The sequence below is a fragment of the Cupriavidus sp. 22TCCZM04-2 genome (genome assembly GCF_057798895.1).
Genome location: NZ_JBYOJS010000014.1, coordinates 119,265 through 137,971 on the forward strand (window position 1 = coordinate 119,265; position 18,707 = coordinate 137,971).

An 18,707-nucleotide genomic window follows, 5' to 3' on the forward strand; every position below is an offset into this window, starting at 1 on the left:
AATGGCGGCGATGACAGACCGCGCTATCGCATGGCGCGGCAGCCGCCCAGCATGGGCGGATTGGCGTCCGTCTGCATCAGGTCGCGCAATGTGCCCTCGTCACCCTTGGTCCACCATTCATAGCGTCCGCCCACATAGCGCGCGCCGGAACCGCTGACCACGCTCACGGCCAGCACGGGCTTGCCCTCCAGCCGCAGGATGGCCGCCTGGTTGTCGGTGCTGTTGAAGTAGCGCACGGTCAGCGGCTTGTCACCGTCGCACTGGTAGCGCACGGTGCGGACCTCGGGAAAGCGCACGCTGTCGATGCCCGGGGCGCCGGCAGCGTAGACGCCCGCGCTGGCGCATGCGGCCAGCAGAAGGGCGGGGAGGGCAAGTCGTGCCGGGCGGTGAGTCATCGGTGGTCCTGTCAAAAATGGAGCATTGGGTCAGCGGCCGCTGGCTCAGGCGAGCATGTAACCGGCGGCGAGCTTGCGGAAGTTCGCCACTTCGCCGGCCTGCCAGGCGTCGTCGTGGCCCAGCTCTTCCGCCAGGATCGCCGCCACGCGCGGCGCGGCGTCCACGGCCGCGCGGGCATCCAGGAAGAGCGCCCGGTTGCGCCGGGCCAGCACATCCTCGACACGCCGCGCCAGTTCATGGCGCGCGGCAAAGCGCACGTGGGCTTCTGTGAGCCCTGCAGTGGGCGCCAAAGAATTTTCATAACCGGGCAGGGCCCGCAATGCCGGCAACTCGTTGCCATAGTAACGGTCCGGCGAGACCGAGTTGGGCGCCGGCAGGTCCGCGGGCAGGCCGCTGGCGCCATGCAGGGCAAGCTCGCCCGTCACGCAAGGCGCGGCACGCAGCATCTGGCGCTGGATGGCGGTCTCGATGACATCTTCGGCCATCTTGCGGTAGGTGGTCCATTTCCCGCCGGTGACCGTGATCAGCCCGGCGCGCGATACCACGATGGTGTGCTCGCGCGACAGCGAAGCGGTCGAGGCCTCTCCGGTCGCCTTGACCAGCGGCCGCAGTCCGGCCCAGACACTGGTGACATCGGCCCGGCCCGGGTCCCTCGCCAGATAGCGCGAGGCGGTATCCAGGATGAAGTCGACATCGTCGGCGCTGGCATCGGGCTCCAGCGGCAGGTCCTTGCGCGGCGTGTCGGTGGTGCCGACGATCGTGTGCCCGTTCCACGGCACCACGAACAGCACGCGGCCATCATCGGTCTTGGGGATCAGCACGGCGCGGTCGCCGGGCAGGAAGGCACGCGGCAGCGTCAGGTGCACGCCCTGGCTGGGCGCGACCATGGTGCGCGCGTGGCCGTCTTCCATCTGGCGGATGGCGTCAACCCAGACGCCCGTGGCGTTGATCACGCAGTCGGCGCGCAGGCGGAAGGTGGCGTCGCCGAGCGCATCGCGCACGGTCACGCCGTTGACGACGCCGCCTTGCTGCGACAGGCCGGTCACCGGCAGGTAGTTGATGGCGGTGCCGCCCACGTCGAACAGCGTGCGCATCAGCGCAATGGCCAGGCGGGCGTCGTCGAACTGGCCGTCGAAGTACAGGTTGCCGCCGCGCAGCGGGCGCCCGCCCACGTGCTCGGCCAGCGCCGGCACGGCGTCCAGCACCTCGCGGTGGCTCAGCCAGCGGCTGCCGTCCAGGTTCAGGCTGCCGGCCAGCATGTCATAGAGCTTCAGGCCGATGCCGTAGAACGGCTGGTCGAACAACTGGTAGGCCGGCACGACAAAGCCCAGCGGCCAGACCAGGTGCGGCGCGTTGCGGGCCAGCAGCCCGCGCTCATGCAGCGCTTCGCGCACCAGGCTGATATTGCCCTGCGCCAGGTAGCGCACGCCGCCGTGCACGAGCTTGGTGGCCTTGCTCGACGTGCCCTTGGCGAAGTCGGCGGCTTCCACCAGCAGTGTGCGATACCCGCGCGACGCCGCGTCGACGGCCGTGCCGAGGCCGGTTGCGCCGCCGCCGATGACGATCACATCCCAGCGCGGCTCCCGTTCCAGGCGCGCAAGCAGGGCGGCGCGGGACGGTGGCTGGATCGGGGTCGGGACTTTCTGCATGACGCGTTCGTGTTGTGGTTGGGGGGCTGGCGTGGCAATCAGGATGTCGCGGCGCCCGCCGCTTCGTCGTCTTCGCGCGCCCAGTCGCGGGCGCGTTCCACGGCGCGGTGCCAGCGGGCCAGCCGGTGCGCGCGCGCATCACCGGACAGGTTCGGCTCGAACCGTTGCTGCACCTGCCATTGCGTCGCGATTTCCCCGGCATCGCTCCAGTATCCGGTGGCCAGCCCGGCCAGGTAGGCCGCGCCGAGTGCCGTGGTTTCCGTGACGCGCGGACGCACCACGGTCGTGCCGAGCAGGTCGGCCTGCATCTGCATCAGCAGGTCGCTGCGCGAGGCGCCGCCGTCCACGCGCAGTTCGGCCAGCGAGAGTCCGGCATCCTTCTGCATGGCGTCGAGCACGTCCACGCTTTGCAGCGCGATCGATTCCAGCGCGGCGCGTGCAATCTGCGCGCGGCCGGTGCCGCGTGTCATGCCGACCAGAGTGCCGCGCGCGAACGCATCCCAGTGCGGCGCGCCCAGGCCGGCAAAGGCCGGCACCAGCACCACGCCGCCGGTGTCATCGCATTGCCGCGCCAGCGGCTCGACCTCGGGCGCGCTCTCGATGATCTTCAGGCCGTCGCGCAGCCACTGGATGGTGGCGCCGCCCATGAAGACGCCGCCCTCCAGGCAGTACTGGGTCTGGTCGCCGATCTGCCATCCGATCGTCGTCAGCAGCCGGTTGCGCGACACCACGGGCTGGTCGCCGGTGTTCATCAGCAGGAAGCAGCCCGTGCCATAGGTGTTCTTGGCCATGCCCGGCGACAAGCAGGCCTGGCCGAAGGTGGCCGCCTGCTGGTCGCCCGCGATGCCGGCAATGGGCACCTCCAGGCCGAACAGGCGCGGCACCGTGCGGGCCACTTCGCCGCTGGACGGCACCACTTCGGGAAGTACCCCGTGCGGGATGTCGAGCAGTGCCAGCAGCGCGTCGTCCCATTGGAAGGTATGGATGTTGAACAGCATCGTGCGCGATGCGTTGGACACGTCGGTCACGTGGCGCGCGCCGTCGGTGAGCTGCCAGATCAGCCAGCTGTCCACGGTGCCGAAGGCCAGCTCGCCGCGCTGCGCGCGTTCCCGTACGCCTGGAATGTTGTCGAGCATCCAGCGCAGCTTGGTGCCCGAGAAGTAGGCGTCGACGACCAGCCCGGTCTTCTCGCGGATCATCCGTTCATGGCCGGCGTCCAGCAGCGCCTCGCACATCTGGGCGGTGCGGCGATCTTGCCAGACCAGCGCGCGGCCCACGGGTTCGCCGGTCTTGCGGTCCCAGAGCACCGTGGTCTCGCGCTGGTTGGTGATGCCGACCGCGCGCAACTGCGAAGCCGAGATACCCGAGCCGTTCAGGACCTCATGCGCGACCGCGAGCTGCGACTGCCAGATTTCATACGGGTCGTGCTCGACGTGGCCGGGATGTGGGTAATATTGGCGGAACTCGCGCTGGGCCAGCCGTACCACGCTGCCGGTGTGGTCGAACAGGATGGCGCGAGAACTGCTGGTGCCCTGGTCGAGCGCCAGTACGAACTGCCGCCCGGCCTGCGTGGTCTGCTGGTTCATGCCTTTCGTCCCTGAAATACCTCAACTTGCGTCTGCCGATGCCTACCGACACCCTTGCCGCCATCGACGCGTCCATTGCCGCGCGCAGCCCGTTCGACCGCACGACCAAGCTGCGCCTGATGGTGTCGGGTCAGCAGGTCGGCTGGTTGCCGCGCGCGCATGCCGACATCCTGCGCGGCATGGGCTGCGTGCTGGGGCCGGAGGAGGACACGCCCATCGGTTGCGCCGTCGACCTGTTGCCGGGCCGTGGCAACTTCACGGTACGCAGCGCCGCGCTCGAGGCCCTGGCCCGGCAGCTGGCCGATGCCGGCCATGTGCGGGGCTGGCGCAACGAGCTGTTCGCCGTGACACCGGCGCTCGAGGCCCCGGCGCTGGCCGTGATCGAGCGCGCGGCGGCGCGCTTCCTTGGCCTGCTCACGTTCGCCTCGCACATGAACGGCGTAATCCGGGGCGAGCCGACTTTCTGGATATCGCGCCGCAGCCAGGCCAAGGCGGTCGACCCCGGCATGTGGGACAACCTGGTGGCCGGCGGCATGCCGCACGGCAGCGACCCCCTGGCCACGCTGGTGCGCGAATGCGAGGAAGAATCGGGCATCCCGGCAGCGCTGGCCCGTGGCGTGCAGGCCCACGGCCACATCGAAGTGCTGCGCGAGATTCCCGAAGGCGTGCAGTGGGAACACGTCTATGCCTATGACCTGGAACTGCCCGCCGACTTCATCCCGCGCAACCAGGACGGCGAGGTGGCCGAACACCGCCGCATCGATCCCGCCGCATTGCTTGCTATCATGTCGGCCGGCACCATGACGGTCGATGCGACACTGGTGACGCTGGATGCCCTCCGCCGGCGCGGCTGGCTGGCATCCGCGGGCGATTCCGCCTGACGCCGGGCCCGCGGCCCCGCCTGCGCCCTCGCGGCCCCGTGCCGCACGCACCCGACAGAACAATTCAAGATGAGCAACACCGGATTCATTCTTACTCTTTCGTGCCCGGACCAGCCGGGCATCGTCCATGCCGTATCGGGCCTGCTGTTCCAGAACGGCTGCAATATCGTCGATTCCGACCAGTACGGCGATGAATTTACCGGCCGCTTCTTCATGCGCGTGCATTTCACCCCGCCGGCCGGCGGCCCGGGGCTGGACACGCTGAAGGCCGCGTTCGCGCCGGTAGGCGAGCAGTTCGGCATGCAGTGGGAGCTGCACGACGCCGCGGCCAAGCCGCGCGTGATGATCATGGTGTCGAAGATCGGCCACTGCCTGAACGACCTGCTGTTCCGCGCCAAGGTGGGCGGCTTGCCGGTCGAGATCGCGGCCATCGTGTCGAATCACCGCGACTTCTATCAGCTGGCGGCGTCCTACGACGTGCCGTTCTTCCACCTGCCGCTGATGAACGCATCGGCCGAGCAGAAGGCCGCGCAGGAAGGCCGCGTGTTCGAAGTCGTGCGCGACCAGAATATCGACCTGGTGGTGCTGGCGCGCTACATGCAGGTGCTGTCCGACGACCTGTGCCGCAAGCTGGCCGGCCGTGCCATCAATATCCACCACTCGTTCCTGCCGAGCTTCAAGGGCGCCAAGCCGTATTACCAGGCCCATGACCGCGGCGTGAAGCTGATCGGCGCGACCGCGCACTACGTGACGGCCGACCTCGACGAAGGCCCGATCATCGAGCAGGAAATCGCGCGCGTGGACCATAGCATGGACCCGGAGCAGCTGACGTCGGTCGGCCGCGACGTGGAATGCGTGGCGCTCGCGCGCGCGGTCAAGTGGCATGCCGAACACCGCATCCTGTTGAACGGCCACAAGACCGTCGTCTTCAAGTAATTCCGGCAGCTTGCCGCCGGCGCGCATCGTGCCGGCCGGTGGGCGGACACGGTCGCGCGCCGCCATGGCGGCTGCTTCAGTCCTGGTCCGCCACCACACAGTTCACTCCGCTGTCCGCGACGATCTGCCCGAACGGGACCGCCAGCGGCTGGTCGGTGAACAGCCTGTCCACCTGCGACAGATGCGCCAGTTCCACCATGGCCTGGCGATGGAACTTGCTGGCGTCCGCCGCCAGCCACACTTCGCGCGCGTGCTCCATGATGGTCCGCGCCACCTTGACCTCGCGGAAATCGTAGTCGCGCAAGGTGCCGTCGGCCTCGATCCCCGAGATGCCGATCAGCCCGATATCTACCTTGAACTGGCGGATGAATTCCACCGTCGCTTCGCCCACGATGCCGCGGTCGCGTGAACGCAGCACGCCACCGGCCACGATGACTTCGCAGTCCGGGTTGTCGGCCAGGATGCCGGCCACGTTAAGGTTGTTGGTAATCACGCGCAGGCCGCGGTGATGCATCAGCGCGCGGGCAATCTCTTCGACCGTCGTGCCGATGTTCAGGATCAGCGAGCAGCCTTCGGGCACCGCCTTGGCCACCGCGCGCGCGATTCGTATCTTGCCTTCGGCGTTGAGTACCTGCCGCTGTCGGTAGCCGATATTCTCGGTGGTCGATCCCTCGACCCGCACCCCACCGTGGAAGCGGGCCAGCATGCCGCTTTCCGCCAGCAGGTTGACGTCGCGCCGTACGGTTTGCAGCGTTACGCCGAACTTGCGCGCAAGCGCTTCGATCGAGGCAAAGCCCTGGTTGCGGACTTCATCGAGCAGGGCGGTCTGGCGCGGATTGAGGGTCATGTCCGGAATTCTAGTTCAATCACAAACGAAAACAAATGATGCGCTGCACTATTGTTTTATGTTCGTTATTTTACTAAAACGAGCATAAAGCCAAGTGCCGTGCGCGTGAGGTGCGCGAATTCTTGTGATGCAAAGGGCATTTCAAACATGGAGCTCGGATGCAGCTGAGTCTCGAGGGCATTGCGCAGCAAGCGGGCTCGGAAGCCTGCCTGTATCCGATGTCGCTGGCGCCCGCCGCGGGTGCGGTGACGGTGCTGCTCGGCGCTACGCAGGCCGGCAAGACCTCGCTGATGCGCGTCATGGCCGGCCTGGACCGGCCCAGCGCGGGGCGCGTACTGGTGGATGGCGCCGACATGACCGGCGTGCCCGTGCGCGCGCGCAATGTCTCGATGGTGTACCAGCAGTTCATCAACTATCCGTCGATGCGGGTGTTCGACAACATCGCGTCGCCGTTGCGGCTGCGGCGGCAGGCGGATCGCCATGACATCGCCGCGCGCGTGCGGTCGCTGGCTGCCCGGCTCCATATCGACCATCTGCTGGACCGCTACCCTTCCGAACTGTCGGGTGGCCAGCAGCAGCGCGTGGCGCTGGCGCGCGCGCTGGCCAAGGGCGCGCCGCTGATGCTGCTGGACGAGCCGCTCGTCAACCTGGACTACAAGCTGCGCGAGGAACTGCGCGAAGAGCTGACCCACCTGTTCGCACAGGGCGATGCCACCGTGGTCTACGCCACCACCGAGCCGGCCGAGGCACTGCTGCTCGGCGGTTACACCGCAGTGCTGGATGCCGGCGAACTGCTGCAGTACGGCCCGACGCCCGACGTCTTCCACTACCCCGATTCACTGCGTGTGGCGCGCGCCTTCAGCGACCCGCCCATGAACCTGGTCGAAGGCACGCTGCAGGGCGGCTGGGTCACGCTCTCGGACGACATCTCGGTGCCCGTGCCCGAAGCCGGCCGTTACGGCGGCCCCGTTACCGTCGGCGTGCGCGCGGCGGCGCTGCGCCTGGAAGGTTTGCCGGGATCGGTGCCGGTGCCGGGCCGCGTGGCGCTGGCGGAGCTGTCCGGCTCCGATACGTTCGTGCACGCCGACACGCCCGTGGGCAACCTGGTCGCGCAGTTCGCCGGCGTGTTCGACCTGCGGCTGGGCGCGCCGCTGATGCTGCATCTCGTCCCGGAGCAACTCTACGTGTTCGATGAGGAAGGCCAGCGCCTCTGTGCGCCCAGGCGGCCTGCGGGCCTGGCGGCCGATGTCCTGCCACCCCGCGCGGCAGCAAGGGGCTGACATGGCGCGTATCGACCTGGACCTGGCCCATGCCTACGTCGCCAACCCGCAAGCGGACGAGGACTACGCGCTGCTGCCGCTGCGGTTCAGCTTCGAGGACGGCGGGGCCTATGCGCTGCTGGGGCCGTCCGGCTGCGGCAAGACGACCTTGCTGAACTGCATATCCGGTCTGCTGCGCCCGTCGCAGGGCCGCATCCTGTTCGACGGCCGCGACGTGACCGCCGACTCGCCACAGGCGCGCAATATCGCGCAGGTGTTCCAGTTCCCGGTGATCTACGACACCATGACCGTCGGCGAGAACCTGGCCTTCCCATTGCGCAACCGCGGCGTGCCGCCGGCACAGGTGCGCGAACGGGTAGGGCGCGTGGCGGAGATGCTGGACCTGTCGGGCGCGCTGGACCGGCGCGCGAGCGGGCTGGCGGCCGACGCCAAGCAGAAGATCTCGCTGGGCCGCGGACTGGTGCGGCAGGACGTGTCGGCGATCCTGTTCGACGAGCCGCTGACGGTGATCGATCCGCAGCTCAAATGGCAGTTGCGGCGCAAGCTCAAGGAGATCCATCACGAGTTCCGGCTGACGCTGATCTACGTGACCCATGACCAGACCGAGGCGCTGACCTTTGCCGACCAGGTGGTAGTGATGTCGCGCGGCAAGGCCGTGCAGGTCGGGCCCGCCGACGCGCTGTTCGAGCGGCCCGCGCATACATTTGTCGGGCACTTCATCGGTTCGCCCGGCATGAACTTCCTGCCGGCGAACTGGCGCGACGGTGCTGTTGACATGGCGGGGCGCCGCTATATGCCGGCGTTGCCCGAGGCGGTGGCCGGCGCGTTGCAGGACGCCGGCAGTTTCCGCGTCGGCGTGCGGCCCGAGTACCTGCGACTGGCCGGCAACACCGATACGCAGGCGGTGCCGGTGCGCGTGGAACGCGCGCAGGACATCGGCACCTACTGGCTGGTGACCGGCTCCGTGCAGGAGGCCGGCGGGCAGGTTGGCACGTTGCGCGCGCGCCTCGGGCCGGAAGCCGCGGCGCTACGGCCTGGCGATACGGCGTGGCTGTCCGTGTTCAACCGCCATACCTGCTACTACGTGAATGAAGTGCTGGTGCCATGGAGCCAGCCATGAAGCCGATCAACCAGAAAGCGTGGCTGCTGGTGTTGCCGGTGGTGCTGTGCGTGGCGTTCTCGGCCATCCTGCCGCTGATGACGATCGTCAACTACTCGGTGCAGGACATCATCTCGCCCGAGCGGCGCGTGTTTGTCGGCACGGAGTGGTTCCGCACCGTGCTGCGCGATGGCGAGTTGCATGACGCGCTGCTGCGCCAGCTTGGTTTCTCGCTTGCGGTGCTGGCGGTGGAGATCCCGCTGGGCATCCTGCTCGCGCTGTCGATGCCCGCGAAGGGATGGAAAGCATCGGCCGTGCTGGTCATCATCGCGCTGTCGCTGCTGATCCCGTGGAATGTGGTGGGCACGATCTGGCAGATCTTCGGGCGCACCGATATCGGCCTGCTCGGCGCCGCGCTCGACGGCATGGGGTTTGACTACAACTACACCGGCAGTGCCTTTGATGCGTGGATGACGGTGCTGGTCATGGATGTCTGGCACTGGACGCCGTTGGTGGCGCTGCTCTGCTACGCGGGGTTGCGCGCCATCCCGGACGCTTACTACCAGGCCGCGCAGATTGACGGCGCGAGCCGCTTCGCGGTGTTCCGCTACATCCAGTTGCCGAAGCTGCGCGGCGTGCTGATGATCGCGGTGCTGCTGCGCTTCATGGACAGCTTCATGATCTACACCGAGCCGTTCGTGCTGACCGGCGGCGGCCCGGGCAACGCCACCACGTTCCTGTCGCAGTACCTGACGCAGAAGGCGGTCGGCCAGTTCGACCTGGGCCCGGCCGCGGCCTTCTCGATCGTCTATTTCCTGATCATCCTGCTCATGTGCTTCATCCTCTATAACTGGATGCAGCGCGCGGGCACCGCCGGCAGCGAGGACATGCCCCATGGCTGATACCCGCCACCGCGCCACCGCGTGGCGCACCACGTTCCTGCTGCTCTACCTGCTGTTCGCCATCCTGCCGATCTACTGGATGGTTAACATGTCGTTCAAGACCAACGAGGAGATCCTCTCCACGCTGTCGCTGTGGCCCGCGCAATTCACGCTGGAGCACTACCGGACCATCTTCACCGATGCCTCGTGGTACTCGGGCTATATCAATTCGCTGGTCTACGTCGCCATGAACACCGTGATCGCAATCGCGGTCGCGCTGCCCGCGGCGTACGCGTTTTCGCGCTACCAGTTCATCGGCGACAAGCATGTCTTTTTCTGGCTGCTGACCAACCGCATGACGCCGCCGGCGGTGTTCCTGCTGCCGTTCTTCCAGCTCTACAGCACCATCGGGCTGATGGACACGCACCTGGGCGTGGCGCTCGCGCACCTGGTCTTCAACGTGCCGCTGGCGGTGTGGATCCTGGAGGGCTTCATGTCCGGCGTGCCGCGCGAGATCGACGAGACCGCCTACGTGGACGGCTATTCATTCCCGCGCTTTTTCCTGACCATTTTCCTGCCGCTGATCAAGGCCGGCGTGGGCGTGGCCGCGTTCTTCTGCTTCATGTTCAGCTGGGTGGAACTGCTGCTGGCGCGCACGCTGACCTCGGTCAACGCCAAGCCGATCGTGGCCACCATGACGCGCACGGTATCGGCGTCGGGCATGGACTGGGGCGTGCTGGCCGCGGCCGGCGTGCTGACCATCGTGCCGGGCGGCATCGTGATCTGGTTCGTGCGCCACTACATCGCGAAGGGTTTCGCGATGGGCCGCGTCTAGCCACCGATCCATGAGGAGATCGCCATGCTGAACTGGATGGTCTGGACCACGCCGGTGGCCGTGTTCTTTGCCTGCATCGTCGTCATGCTGGTGGCCATGACGGCATGGGAGGTCCGCTCGCCAGCGGTGCTGCGCAAGGGCTTCCTGCCGATTGCCACCACGCGCGGCGACCGCCTGTTTATCGGCCTCATGTGCGCCGCATGGATCAACCTGGCGTGGGTGGGACTTGGCGAAAGCATGATGCAGTGGTTTTCGCTGGCCGAGGAACCCTCCATCTGGATCAGCTTCGGCCTTTCGATGCTGGTGCTGCTGCTGGTCATGCGCAAGGGCTGAGGGCCGGCCCGCATCACGATTCGCGGGACATGCGGCTTGACCCTTCCCCGGGGCCGCGCGCGGACAGCAAACGGGGAGGGGACTATCGAGGAGACACCGATGAACGTGCACGTGAAGTCAGGAATGACGGTCCTAGCCTGCGCGGCCGCGCTGGCATGCGGCCATGCCTGGGCTGGCGAGGCCGAGGCGAAGAAGTGGATCGACAACGAGTTCCAGCCGTCGTCGCTGTCCAAGGACAAGCAGCAGGCCGAGATGAAATGGTTCATCGATGCGGCCGCCAAGCTCAAGGCCAAGGGGGTCACGCAGATCAACGTGGTGTCGGAGACCATCACCACGCACGAGTACGAGTCCAAGACGCTGGCCAAGGCCTTCGAGGAGATCACCGGCATCAAGGTGAACCACGACATCATCCAGGAAGGCGATGTGGTGGAGAAGCTGCAGACCTCGATGCAGTCGGGCAAGTCGATCTATGACGGGTGGATTTCCGATTCCGACCTGATCGGCACCCACTACCGCTACGGTGCAATCCTGCCGCTGTCGGACTATATGGCCGGCGCCGGCAAGGAATGGACCAATCCCGGCCTGGATGTGAAGGACTTCATCGGCACCAAGTTCACCACCGCGCCGGACGGCAAGCTGTACCAGTTGCCCGACCAGCAATTCGCCAACCTGTACTGGTTCCGCGCTGACTGGTTCGCGCGCAAGGACCTGCAGGACAAGTTCAAGGCCAAGTACGGCTATGACCTGGGCGTGCCGACCAACTGGTCCGCGTACGAGGACATTGCCAATTTCTTCACCAACGACGTGAAGGAACTGGACGGCAAGAAGGTGTACGGGCACATGGACTACGGCAAGAAGGACCCCTCGCTCGGCTGGCGCTTTACCGACGCGTGGCTGTCCATGGCGGGCACGGCCGACAAGGGCCTGCCGAACGGCATGCCGGTCGACGAGTGGGGCATCCGCGTGGCCGAGGATAAGTGCACGCCGGTGGGCGCGTCGGTGTCGCGCGGTGGCGCGACCAACAGCCCGGCGGCGGTCTATGCGCTGACCAAGTACATCGACTGGATGAAAAAGTTCGCCCCGCCACAGGCCATGGGCATGACGTTCTCGGAAGCCGGGCCCGTTCCCGCGCAGGGCCAGGTCGCGCAGCAGGTGTTCTGGTACACGGCCTTTACCGCCGACATGACCAAGAAAGGCCTGCCCGTGGTGAATGCCGACGGCTCGCCGAAATGGCGCATGGCGCCGTCGCCGTATGGTCCGTACTGGAAGCAGGGCATGCAGAACGGCTACCAGGACGTGGGTTCGTGGACCTTCTTCAAGAACACCGATCCCAACCGGCTGGCCGCGGCATGGCTCTATGCGCAATTCGTGACGGCCAAGACGGTGTCGCTGAAGAAGTCGCTGGTCGGCCTGACGTTCATCCGCGACAGTGACATCCATCACGAGTACCTGACCCAGAACGCGGCCAGGTACGGCGGGCTGGTCGAGTTCTACCGCAGCCCGGCGCGCGTAGCGTGGACGCCGACCGGGACCAACGTGCCTGACTATCCGAAGCTCGCGCAGCTCTGGTGGAAGAACGTGGCCACGGCGGTGACCGGCGAGAAGACGCCGCAAGCCGCCATGGACAACCTGGCCGAAGAGATGGACCAGGTCATGGGCCGGCTGCAGCGCGCGGGCATGAGCCATTGCGCGCCCAAGCTCAACACCAAGAGCGAGCCGTCGAAGTGGCTCTCCGGCGAGCACGCGCCGTGGAAGAAGCTCGACAACGAGAAGCCGAAGGGCGAGACCATCGCCTACGACAAGCTGCTGCAAGCGTGGAAGGAAGGGCGCGTGCGCTGATGGCTTGTGGCGGGGCCTGCCGGCACCTGGCAGGCCCCGGCTGACCTTCGCTACGCGGGCGTGTCCGCCAGCGGGGCCGCATAGCGCGCCTTGCCGTGGCGCTTGGCTTCATAAAGCGCCATGTCCGCCCGCATGAACAGTTCGCTGACGGACATGCCTTGTCCGGGCCGGTGAATGGCCGAGCCGACGCTGACGGTGGCGGCATGCGCCTGCCCATCGATGACGAGCGGTGCCAGCGCCGTCTGCACGATGGCGTTGGCGATACGCTCGACCGCGCGGATATCGTTGACGTTCTCCAGGATCACCGCGAATTCGTCACCGCCAATGCGGGCGACGGCGTCTTCCTTGCGCACGCTGCGGGTCAGGCTCTGGGCGAAGGCAATCAGGAGGCGGTCGCCGATGGCGTGCCCGTAGCCGTCGTTGACGGCCTTGAAGTCGTCCAGGTCGACAAGCAGCAGCGCTGCCGCCCGCCCGCCGGTGTCGGCGCGTGCCAGCGCTTCGGCAAAACGCCGGTCGAAGCCCTTGCGGTTGAGCAGGCCGGTCAGGTGGTCGGACATGGTCTGCGCTTCCAGGCTGCGCAGCTTCTGGCGCTCGCTCGTGACATTGCGCGCGAACAGGTGCAGTCCGTGGATGGTGTCTTGCGCATCGTTCCAGGCCGGCTGGCAGGTGATCTGCACGCATTCCGATCCGTCCGGACTTTCGCGCGTGAACTTCACCGCCTTGCCGGCAAAGGCCTGCTCCAGGTACGGGCGCGAGGCCAGGTAGGCCTGGGTGCCCCACAGTTCGCGCAGCGACAGGCCGATGATCTGCTGCGCCGGCAGCCCGAAGTGGCGCGCATAGGCCTGGTTGACGAAGACAAAGCGCTCGTTCATGTCGACGAACGAGACAAAGTCCGGCACGTGGTTGGCAATCGCCTCGATGCGCTTCTCGCTCTCGGCGGCGTGGTCTTTGGCAGCCTTTAGTGCCGCTTCACGCTCGGAAAGCTGGTGCATGACATCGGCGAAGGTCGCTGACAGTTCGCCGATCTCGTCGTCGCGGCCGACCGGCAGTTCCGAGGCGGCGGCGGGATTGGCGGCGACGCGGCGCACCGCGCGGTGCAGCCGCTGCAGCGGCGCGAGCAGCCACACCATCACCAGCCACATCGACGCGGCTGCGACCGCGAGCGACGCCGCGGCAATGGCAAGCACGCGGCGGCGCGCCTCGATCAGCGGGGCGTAGGCTTCGGCGGCCGGCAGCACTGACACCAGTTCCCAGCCATTGGATTCCAGCAGATAGCGCGCAATAACCGGCTGGCGCGGGCGGATGGGCTCCCAGAACGTTTCGGGCTGCTCGGCTCCGCAGTTCTCGCCGACGGCCCTGGCCGGGGTCAGCAGTTTCGCGGCATCCCGATGCATGGCGTAGCGCGGATTGGGACCGGCGGAAACCAGGCAAAAGGTGCCGGTGATACCAACCGGGCTGCGTGCCAGTTCCTGCAGGAAATTGTTCAGCGACAGGTTGATGACGCCGCCGACCACCGCACGCAATTCGCCGTCAGGCCCGCGCAGCGGAACGGCCAGTACCACGCCGGGCGCCTTGGTCAGTTTGCCCTGCAGCAGGTCGGACACCGCAAGCGGGGCGCCATTGGCGATCGCGCGGAAATAGTCGCGCTCGCCCACGTTGATGTGTACGCCGTCCGGCACCGCTGTACTGAAAATCAAATCGCCGGTCGGGCCCGCCAGGAACACGGCGTTGAACATGACTGACAGGTCAGGCATCTGCCTGGCGATGCGCTTGAGTTCGGCCGGGCGATTGCCCAGCGCAGGCGCGAACTGGTGGGCCATCTGGCGCAGGATGGTGGCCCGGTTCTCGAACTTCTCGTCGAGCTCCTCCGCGACCAGCCTGACCATGGTGTCCTGATGGCTCTGCTGCAGCGCCTTCAGGCCGTCGTAAGCGTAGTACTGCGAAGCGAAGGCCCGCAGCACGATGATCAACGTAACCACCATGGCGGTTGCCACCGCCATTCGCAGTTTTATTGAGTGACGCATGATGTGTTTGTTCTTCTGCGCACTGACCCGTTTCCGGTCCCAGGGATATGGATTGACGACCCCGCCCTTCTTGTACGGAACCAGGCGCCAGCGTAGCAGATGTCGTCATCATCGCGATGGGCGCCGACGGTTGTGGTCGGGCATTGTGGGGCTTGCTGCACTCTGACGGCGCAATGGTGGCAACTGCGCGACGGTATTCTCGGCGATCAGCGCGCGCCGACGGGCCACTGGCGGATGCGCAGGATGACCCGGTCGCCGAGCCGGACCAACAGCTCCAGCAGCGCGGGCTCACGCCGGCGCGTGATGCCGGCGGTATAGCGCACGGTGGCTTCGTTGCCGCTCTCCGGCGCATCACGGCAGCCGCATCGGATCGCGAGCCGCAGGATATGCAAAGGCACGAAGCGCTCGGCTTGCTGCATATCCGCCAAGGCCTCCACGGAGAAATGCAGCGGCAGGCGGGACAGCCGGATGAAACGCTCGCGCAGCTTGCCGCATGTGCGCGCATCGAGCGCGGCGCCTTCGGCGTGGAAGCCGGCGCGCGTCATGCCCTGGGCCGCTGGCTGCCAGAGGGCGCCCACGGCGAGGTGGGGCAGCGTGGGCCGGGCGGGACTGGCTTCCAATGATTCATCGATCGCCACGAAGCTGCCCAGCAAGTCATAGGTCAAGGCCGTGCGGCCAAAGGCGCGGTGGTAGCCGGTGATGCAGTCGAGGTCTTCGTCATAGACAGGCCTGGCGTCGCGAGGCACGCGTACCGGGCGGACTTCGAACCAGCCGGGTGACACGGGGGAATGTCCAGACCAGGTAAATGCCGCTTGCATGGCGGGCGCCTGCGAAAGGGCGTGAGGCGAAACGTGTGGCATGAGCCGGCTCCAGATGGTTGTTGGAGCTGACTACCGTATCGGCGCGGCGATCATGCCGGAATGAGACGGCGCCGTTTAGTCGGAACGGGGGTGTTGCGGGAGAACGGGGAGGGTGGGGGGGAAATGAAAAAAGCCAGCACAAGGCTGGCTTTCCTGAATCTGGTGGGTGGTACAGGGATTGAACCTGTGACCCCTGCCGTGTGAAGGCAGTGCTCTACCGCTGAGCTAACCACCCCAGGCTGCGTCGCTACCGCGTTGACTTTCGTCGTGCAGCTGAGAAACGAGATTATGCAGACCTTCTTGTATCTTGTAAAGCCCTTGCGCCAGATTTTTTCAGGGGCGGGTGCCGGGCCACCTTACGCCGTAGCGGCTTCCTGCCAGACGGTCTTGCCGCCGCTCGCCTTGTCCAGCTGCTTGAGCACGCCGATATGCGCGGTCGTTTCTTCTTCGCTGGCGCGCAATACGGTCAGGTTGAGGTGCGAGAGGTCCGAATCCGCGACGGAGCCATCCGCGGATTCAGTGCCGTCCAGCATGTCGATGACCAGGGAGTTCTGGCCGCGCGTCATGGCCAGGTAGACCTCGGCCAGCAGCTCGGCATCGAGCAAGGCGCCGTGGAGCGTGCGGTGCGCGTTGCTCACGCCAAGCCGGTCGCACAGGGCATCGAGCGAATTGCGCTTGCCGGGGAACATCTGGCGTGCTTCGAGCAGGGTATCGATCACGCTGGCGGCATGGCCCCGGAACGGCGGCAGCCCCAGCAGGCGGAATTCCATGTCCAGGAAGCCCAGGTCGAACTGCGCGTTGTGGATGATGAGCTCGGCGCCCTGCACGAAGTCGCGGACGTCGTTGACGATCTCCGCGAACTTCGGCTTGTCGGCCAGGAAGTCGATGGTGATGCCGTGGACAGCCACGGCGCCCTCGTCGATATCGCGCTCGGGATTGACGTAGAAGTGCAGGTGACGGCCCGTGAGCCGCCGGTTGACCAGTTCGACACACCCGATTTCAATCAGGCGGTCGCCGCTGGCGGCATTCAGGCCGGTGGTTTCGGTGTCGAGAACGATTTGTCGCATGGCGGGCATTCTAGCGGAGCGGCGGACCGGCTCAGGCGTTGAGCGACTCGACGCCGCGGTTGGCGAGCGCGTCGGCCCGCTCGTTGCCCGGGTGGCCATTGTGGCCGCGTACCCAGTGCCAGCTGATCTGGTGCGGCTGCACCAGATCATCGAGGGCTTGCCACAGGTCGGCGTTCTTCACGGGCTTCTTGTCGGCAGTTTTCCAGCCGCGGGCCTTCCAGCCTGGCAGCCATTCGCTGATGCCCTTCTGCACGTACTGCGAGTCGGTGTACACGCGCACGATGCAAGGGCGCTTGAGCGCGCGCAGCGCTTCGATGACCGCGGTCATCTCCATGCGGTTGTTGGTGGTGTTGGCCTCGCCGCCAAACAGCTCTTTTTCGCTGGTGCCGGCCACCAGCACGGCGCCCCAGCCGCCACGGCCGGGATTGCCCTTGCAGGCGCCATCGGAATAAATCGTAACTTCTTGCATGTGTCGTTCGTCAGGGCAGCCCGTCCAGGGCTGCCGCAGGGTTGATGTGCGCGCCGGGATCAGCAGTCGTCGCCGGGCGTCTTGCCGTGTGTGCCGGTCGGGGTCGCCACCGGAGAGGCCACCGGCGTCAGGGCGGCCTTGGCGGTCTTCCAGGCCGGGCCGACCAGGCGGATATTGCGCACGCGCTTGACCGCGGAAATCATGTACACCGCGCCAAAGATCGGCCACCAGCGGTCGCCGGCCTTTTCCATGAAATTGGCGCGCTGCAGCCAGCGGTCGGTGCGGTAGGGCGGGCAGTAGCAGCCGAAGCGGCCGCGAATGATGTCAAAGCCCAGCAGCTTGAGCCAGTCCTTGATGCGTACGAAGCCGATCGATTGCGCATCGGTGGGCAGGAACGGCATGGCGCCAAGCCGGTTCAGGCCCTGGCGCGCACCCCAAAGGCTCATCGGGTTGAAGCAGGTCACCACGACACGGCCTTCGGGCATCAGCACGCGCGAGACCTCGCGCAGCACTTCGTGCGGGTCCTCGGCGAACTCGAGTACATGGGGGAGGGTGGCAAGGTCTATGCTCTGCGTATCGAATGGCAGTTCGTCGAACCGGCACAGCAACTGGCGCGCATCAGGATGCGCCGCGCGCGGCCCGTGGGGGCCGCTGGCCGGATCGAGCGCGAGCGCCGAAAACGGCATCCGGTTTTCGCGCAGGGTGTCGATCACGGGCAGGCCCATCTGGACCGCGTGATAGCCGAAGATATCCGTCACGATCCGGTCGTATTGCTGAGCCTCCCACCGGAGCATGTATTGCCCGGGAGGCGAAGCCAGCCAGTCTTCCCAGCTTACAATCGGACGGTCAGCCATAGGAGTACACGCATGTTGAAGGTGGAGCCGATCCCGGCATTTCAGGATAACTATATCTGGGCCATCCACGACGGCCGCACTGCCGCCGTGGTCGATCCCGGCGAGGCGGCGCCGGTGGAGCGGTTCCTCGTGGACAAAGGCCTGGCTCTGGGCGCTATTGTAATCACCCATCACCATGGCGATCACCAGGGTGGCGTGGCGGCGTTGCTCGCCTCGCACCCGGCTGGCCCCGACGGCGAGCCGATGCCCGTGATCGGGCCGGCAGGCGAGCGTATCGGCGCGCGCACGCAGGCTGTGCGCGAAGGCGATACGGTGACGTTGCAGGCGCCCGCGCTGCAACTGCGCGTGCTCGATGTGCCGGGCCATACCGCAGGCCACGTCGCCTATGTCGGCGAGTTGACCGGCGCCGGGCCAGTCGTGTTCTGCGGCGATACCCTGTTCGCCACCGGCTGCGGCCGCCTGTTCGAAGGCACGCCGGCACAGATGCTGTCGTCGCTGGACAAGCTGGCTTCGCTGCCGGGCGAAACGCGTGTCTACTGCGCGCACGAATACACGCGCAGCAATGTGCGCTTTGCGCGCGCGGTCGAGCCCGGCAATGCGGCGCTGGCGGCCTGGGATGCGCGCGTCGAGGCCTTGCGCGCGCAAGGCCAGCCGACCGTGCCCTCCACCATTGCGCTGGAGCGCGAGGTCAATCCGTTCCTGCGTTCGCGCGAGCCCGCGGTGCGTTCGGCCGTGCAGGCGCAGGGAGGCAGCGTAGCCGGCGATGCGGAGGCTTTTGGCGCCTTGCGGGGCTGGAAAGACAATTTCCGATGAACAGCATCACGACAGGGCTCGAGGCGGTTCGCCGGATTCATAGCCTTGCCACTGGAAA

Annotated in this window: 18 protein-coding genes and 1 tRNA gene; 9 read left to right on the forward strand and 10 right to left on the reverse strand. The window is 66.7% G+C overall.

The annotated features are described in order from the left end of the window. Positions 1-23: 23 nt before the first annotated feature. From AC3FKG_RS20415 to glpK, 3 genes are read right to left on the reverse strand one after another with little or no spacing between them, the layout of a single operon-like run. On the reverse strand, positions 24-395 hold the full coding sequence (locus AC3FKG_RS20415; protein WP_483708600.1) for an MliC family protein: 372 nt from the start codon (positions 393-395) through the stop codon (positions 24-26). A gap of 45 nt (positions 396-440) precedes the next feature. Beyond that, entirely contained in the window at positions 441-2,045 is a 1,605-nt protein-coding gene (locus tag AC3FKG_RS20420) for a glycerol-3-phosphate dehydrogenase/oxidase (protein ID WP_483708599.1), read from the reverse strand. A gap of 38 nt (positions 2,046-2,083) precedes the next feature. Beyond that, positions 2,084-3,631 (reverse strand): glycerol kinase GlpK, encoded by a 1,548-nt coding sequence (gene glpK / locus AC3FKG_RS20425; RefSeq protein ID WP_483708598.1) that lies wholly within the window; start codon positions 3,629-3,631, stop codon positions 2,084-2,086. 38 nt (positions 3,632-3,669) lie between these two features. Here glpK and AC3FKG_RS20430 point away from each other — a divergent pair, with 38 nt between their 5' ends. Together AC3FKG_RS20430 and purU are read left to right on the forward strand one after the other, a co-directional pair. Further along, entirely contained in the window at positions 3,670-4,512 is an 843-nt protein-coding gene (locus AC3FKG_RS20430) for an NUDIX hydrolase (RefSeq protein WP_483708597.1), read from the forward strand. A 69-nt stretch (positions 4,513-4,581) separates the two neighbouring features. Further along, positions 4,582-5,448: a formyltetrahydrofolate deformylase gene (purU, locus tag AC3FKG_RS20435; protein ID WP_483708596.1), complete on the forward strand. Its 867-nt coding sequence runs from the start codon at positions 4,582-4,584 to the stop codon at positions 5,446-5,448. 76 nt (positions 5,449-5,524) lie between these two features. Here the strand turns inward: purU and AC3FKG_RS20440 are convergent, their stop codons facing one another. Next, a complete protein-coding gene (locus AC3FKG_RS20440; RefSeq protein ID WP_483708595.1) occupies positions 5,525-6,295 on the reverse strand; it encodes a DeoR/GlpR family DNA-binding transcription regulator in 771 nt (256 codons plus the stop codon). A gap of 158 nt (positions 6,296-6,453) precedes the next feature. Between AC3FKG_RS20440 and AC3FKG_RS20445 the strand changes: the two genes are divergently transcribed. From AC3FKG_RS20445 to AC3FKG_RS20470, 6 genes are all read left to right on the forward strand, one after another. After that, a complete protein-coding gene (locus tag AC3FKG_RS20445) occupies positions 6,454-7,575 on the forward strand; it encodes an ABC transporter ATP-binding protein (protein WP_488743991.1) in 1,122 nt (373 codons plus the stop codon). A 1-nt stretch (position 7,576) separates the two neighbouring features. Next, positions 7,577-8,695: an ABC transporter ATP-binding protein gene (locus tag AC3FKG_RS20450; protein ID WP_488743992.1), complete on the forward strand. Its 1,119-nt coding sequence runs from the start codon at positions 7,577-7,579 to the stop codon at positions 8,693-8,695. Continuing rightward, complete coding sequence (locus AC3FKG_RS20455; protein ID WP_483708592.1) at positions 8,692-9,576, forward strand: carbohydrate ABC transporter permease; 885 nt, start codon at positions 8,692-8,694, stop codon at positions 9,574-9,576. Before AC3FKG_RS20450 ends, AC3FKG_RS20455 begins: the two co-directional genes overlap by 4 nt. Continuing rightward, entirely contained in the window at positions 9,569-10,390 is an 822-nt protein-coding gene (locus tag AC3FKG_RS20460) for a carbohydrate ABC transporter permease (protein WP_483708591.1), read from the forward strand. The genes AC3FKG_RS20455 and AC3FKG_RS20460 overlap by 8 nt, the downstream gene beginning before the upstream one ends. Before the next feature lie 24 nt (positions 10,391-10,414). After that, complete coding sequence (locus AC3FKG_RS20465) at positions 10,415-10,723, forward strand: DUF2160 domain-containing protein (protein ID WP_483731694.1); 309 nt, start codon at positions 10,415-10,417, stop codon at positions 10,721-10,723. A gap of 123 nt (positions 10,724-10,846) precedes the next feature. Then, positions 10,847-12,562: an ABC transporter substrate-binding protein gene (locus AC3FKG_RS20470; protein WP_483711510.1), complete on the forward strand. Its 1,716-nt coding sequence runs from the start codon at positions 10,847-10,849 to the stop codon at positions 12,560-12,562. A 50-nt stretch (positions 12,563-12,612) separates the two neighbouring features. On the opposite strand, the gene AC3FKG_RS20475 is transcribed toward AC3FKG_RS20470, so the two are convergent. The 6 genes from AC3FKG_RS20475 to AC3FKG_RS20500 all read right to left on the reverse strand — a co-directional run bounded on the left by AC3FKG_RS20475 (position 12,613) and on the right by AC3FKG_RS20500 (position 17,836). Continuing rightward, the gene (locus AC3FKG_RS20475; RefSeq protein ID WP_488743993.1) at positions 12,613-14,562 is read right to left on the reverse strand and encodes a sensor domain-containing diguanylate cyclase; all 1,950 of its coding nucleotides are present in this window, start codon (positions 14,560-14,562) and stop codon (positions 12,613-12,615) included. Between the two features lie 230 nt (positions 14,563-14,792). Then, positions 14,793-15,404, reverse strand: coding sequence for a hypothetical protein (locus AC3FKG_RS20480; protein ID WP_488743994.1), 612 nt, complete (start codon positions 15,402-15,404; stop codon positions 14,793-14,795). A gap of 202 nt (positions 15,405-15,606) precedes the next feature. After that, positions 15,607-15,681 (reverse strand) — tRNA-Val (locus tag AC3FKG_RS20485). A gap of 121 nt (positions 15,682-15,802) precedes the next feature. After that, positions 15,803-16,513: a DNA polymerase III subunit epsilon gene (gene dnaQ / locus AC3FKG_RS20490; RefSeq protein ID WP_488743995.1), complete on the reverse strand. Its 711-nt coding sequence runs from the start codon at positions 16,511-16,513 to the stop codon at positions 15,803-15,805. A 31-nt stretch (positions 16,514-16,544) separates the two neighbouring features. Further along, positions 16,545-16,982, reverse strand: coding sequence for a ribonuclease HI (gene rnhA / locus AC3FKG_RS20495; RefSeq protein ID WP_488743996.1), 438 nt, complete (start codon positions 16,980-16,982; stop codon positions 16,545-16,547). Between the two features lie 59 nt (positions 16,983-17,041). Beyond that, the gene (locus AC3FKG_RS20500) at positions 17,042-17,836 is read right to left on the reverse strand and encodes a class I SAM-dependent methyltransferase (RefSeq protein WP_483708585.1); all 795 of its coding nucleotides are present in this window, start codon (positions 17,834-17,836) and stop codon (positions 17,042-17,044) included. 12 nt (positions 17,837-17,848) lie between these two features. On the opposite strand from AC3FKG_RS20500, the gene gloB reads away from it, so the two are divergent. Then, the gene (gloB, locus tag AC3FKG_RS20505; protein WP_483708584.1) at positions 17,849-18,649 is read left to right on the forward strand and encodes a hydroxyacylglutathione hydrolase; all 801 of its coding nucleotides are present in this window, start codon (positions 17,849-17,851) and stop codon (positions 18,647-18,649) included. Positions 18,650-18,707 lie beyond the last annotated feature (58 nt).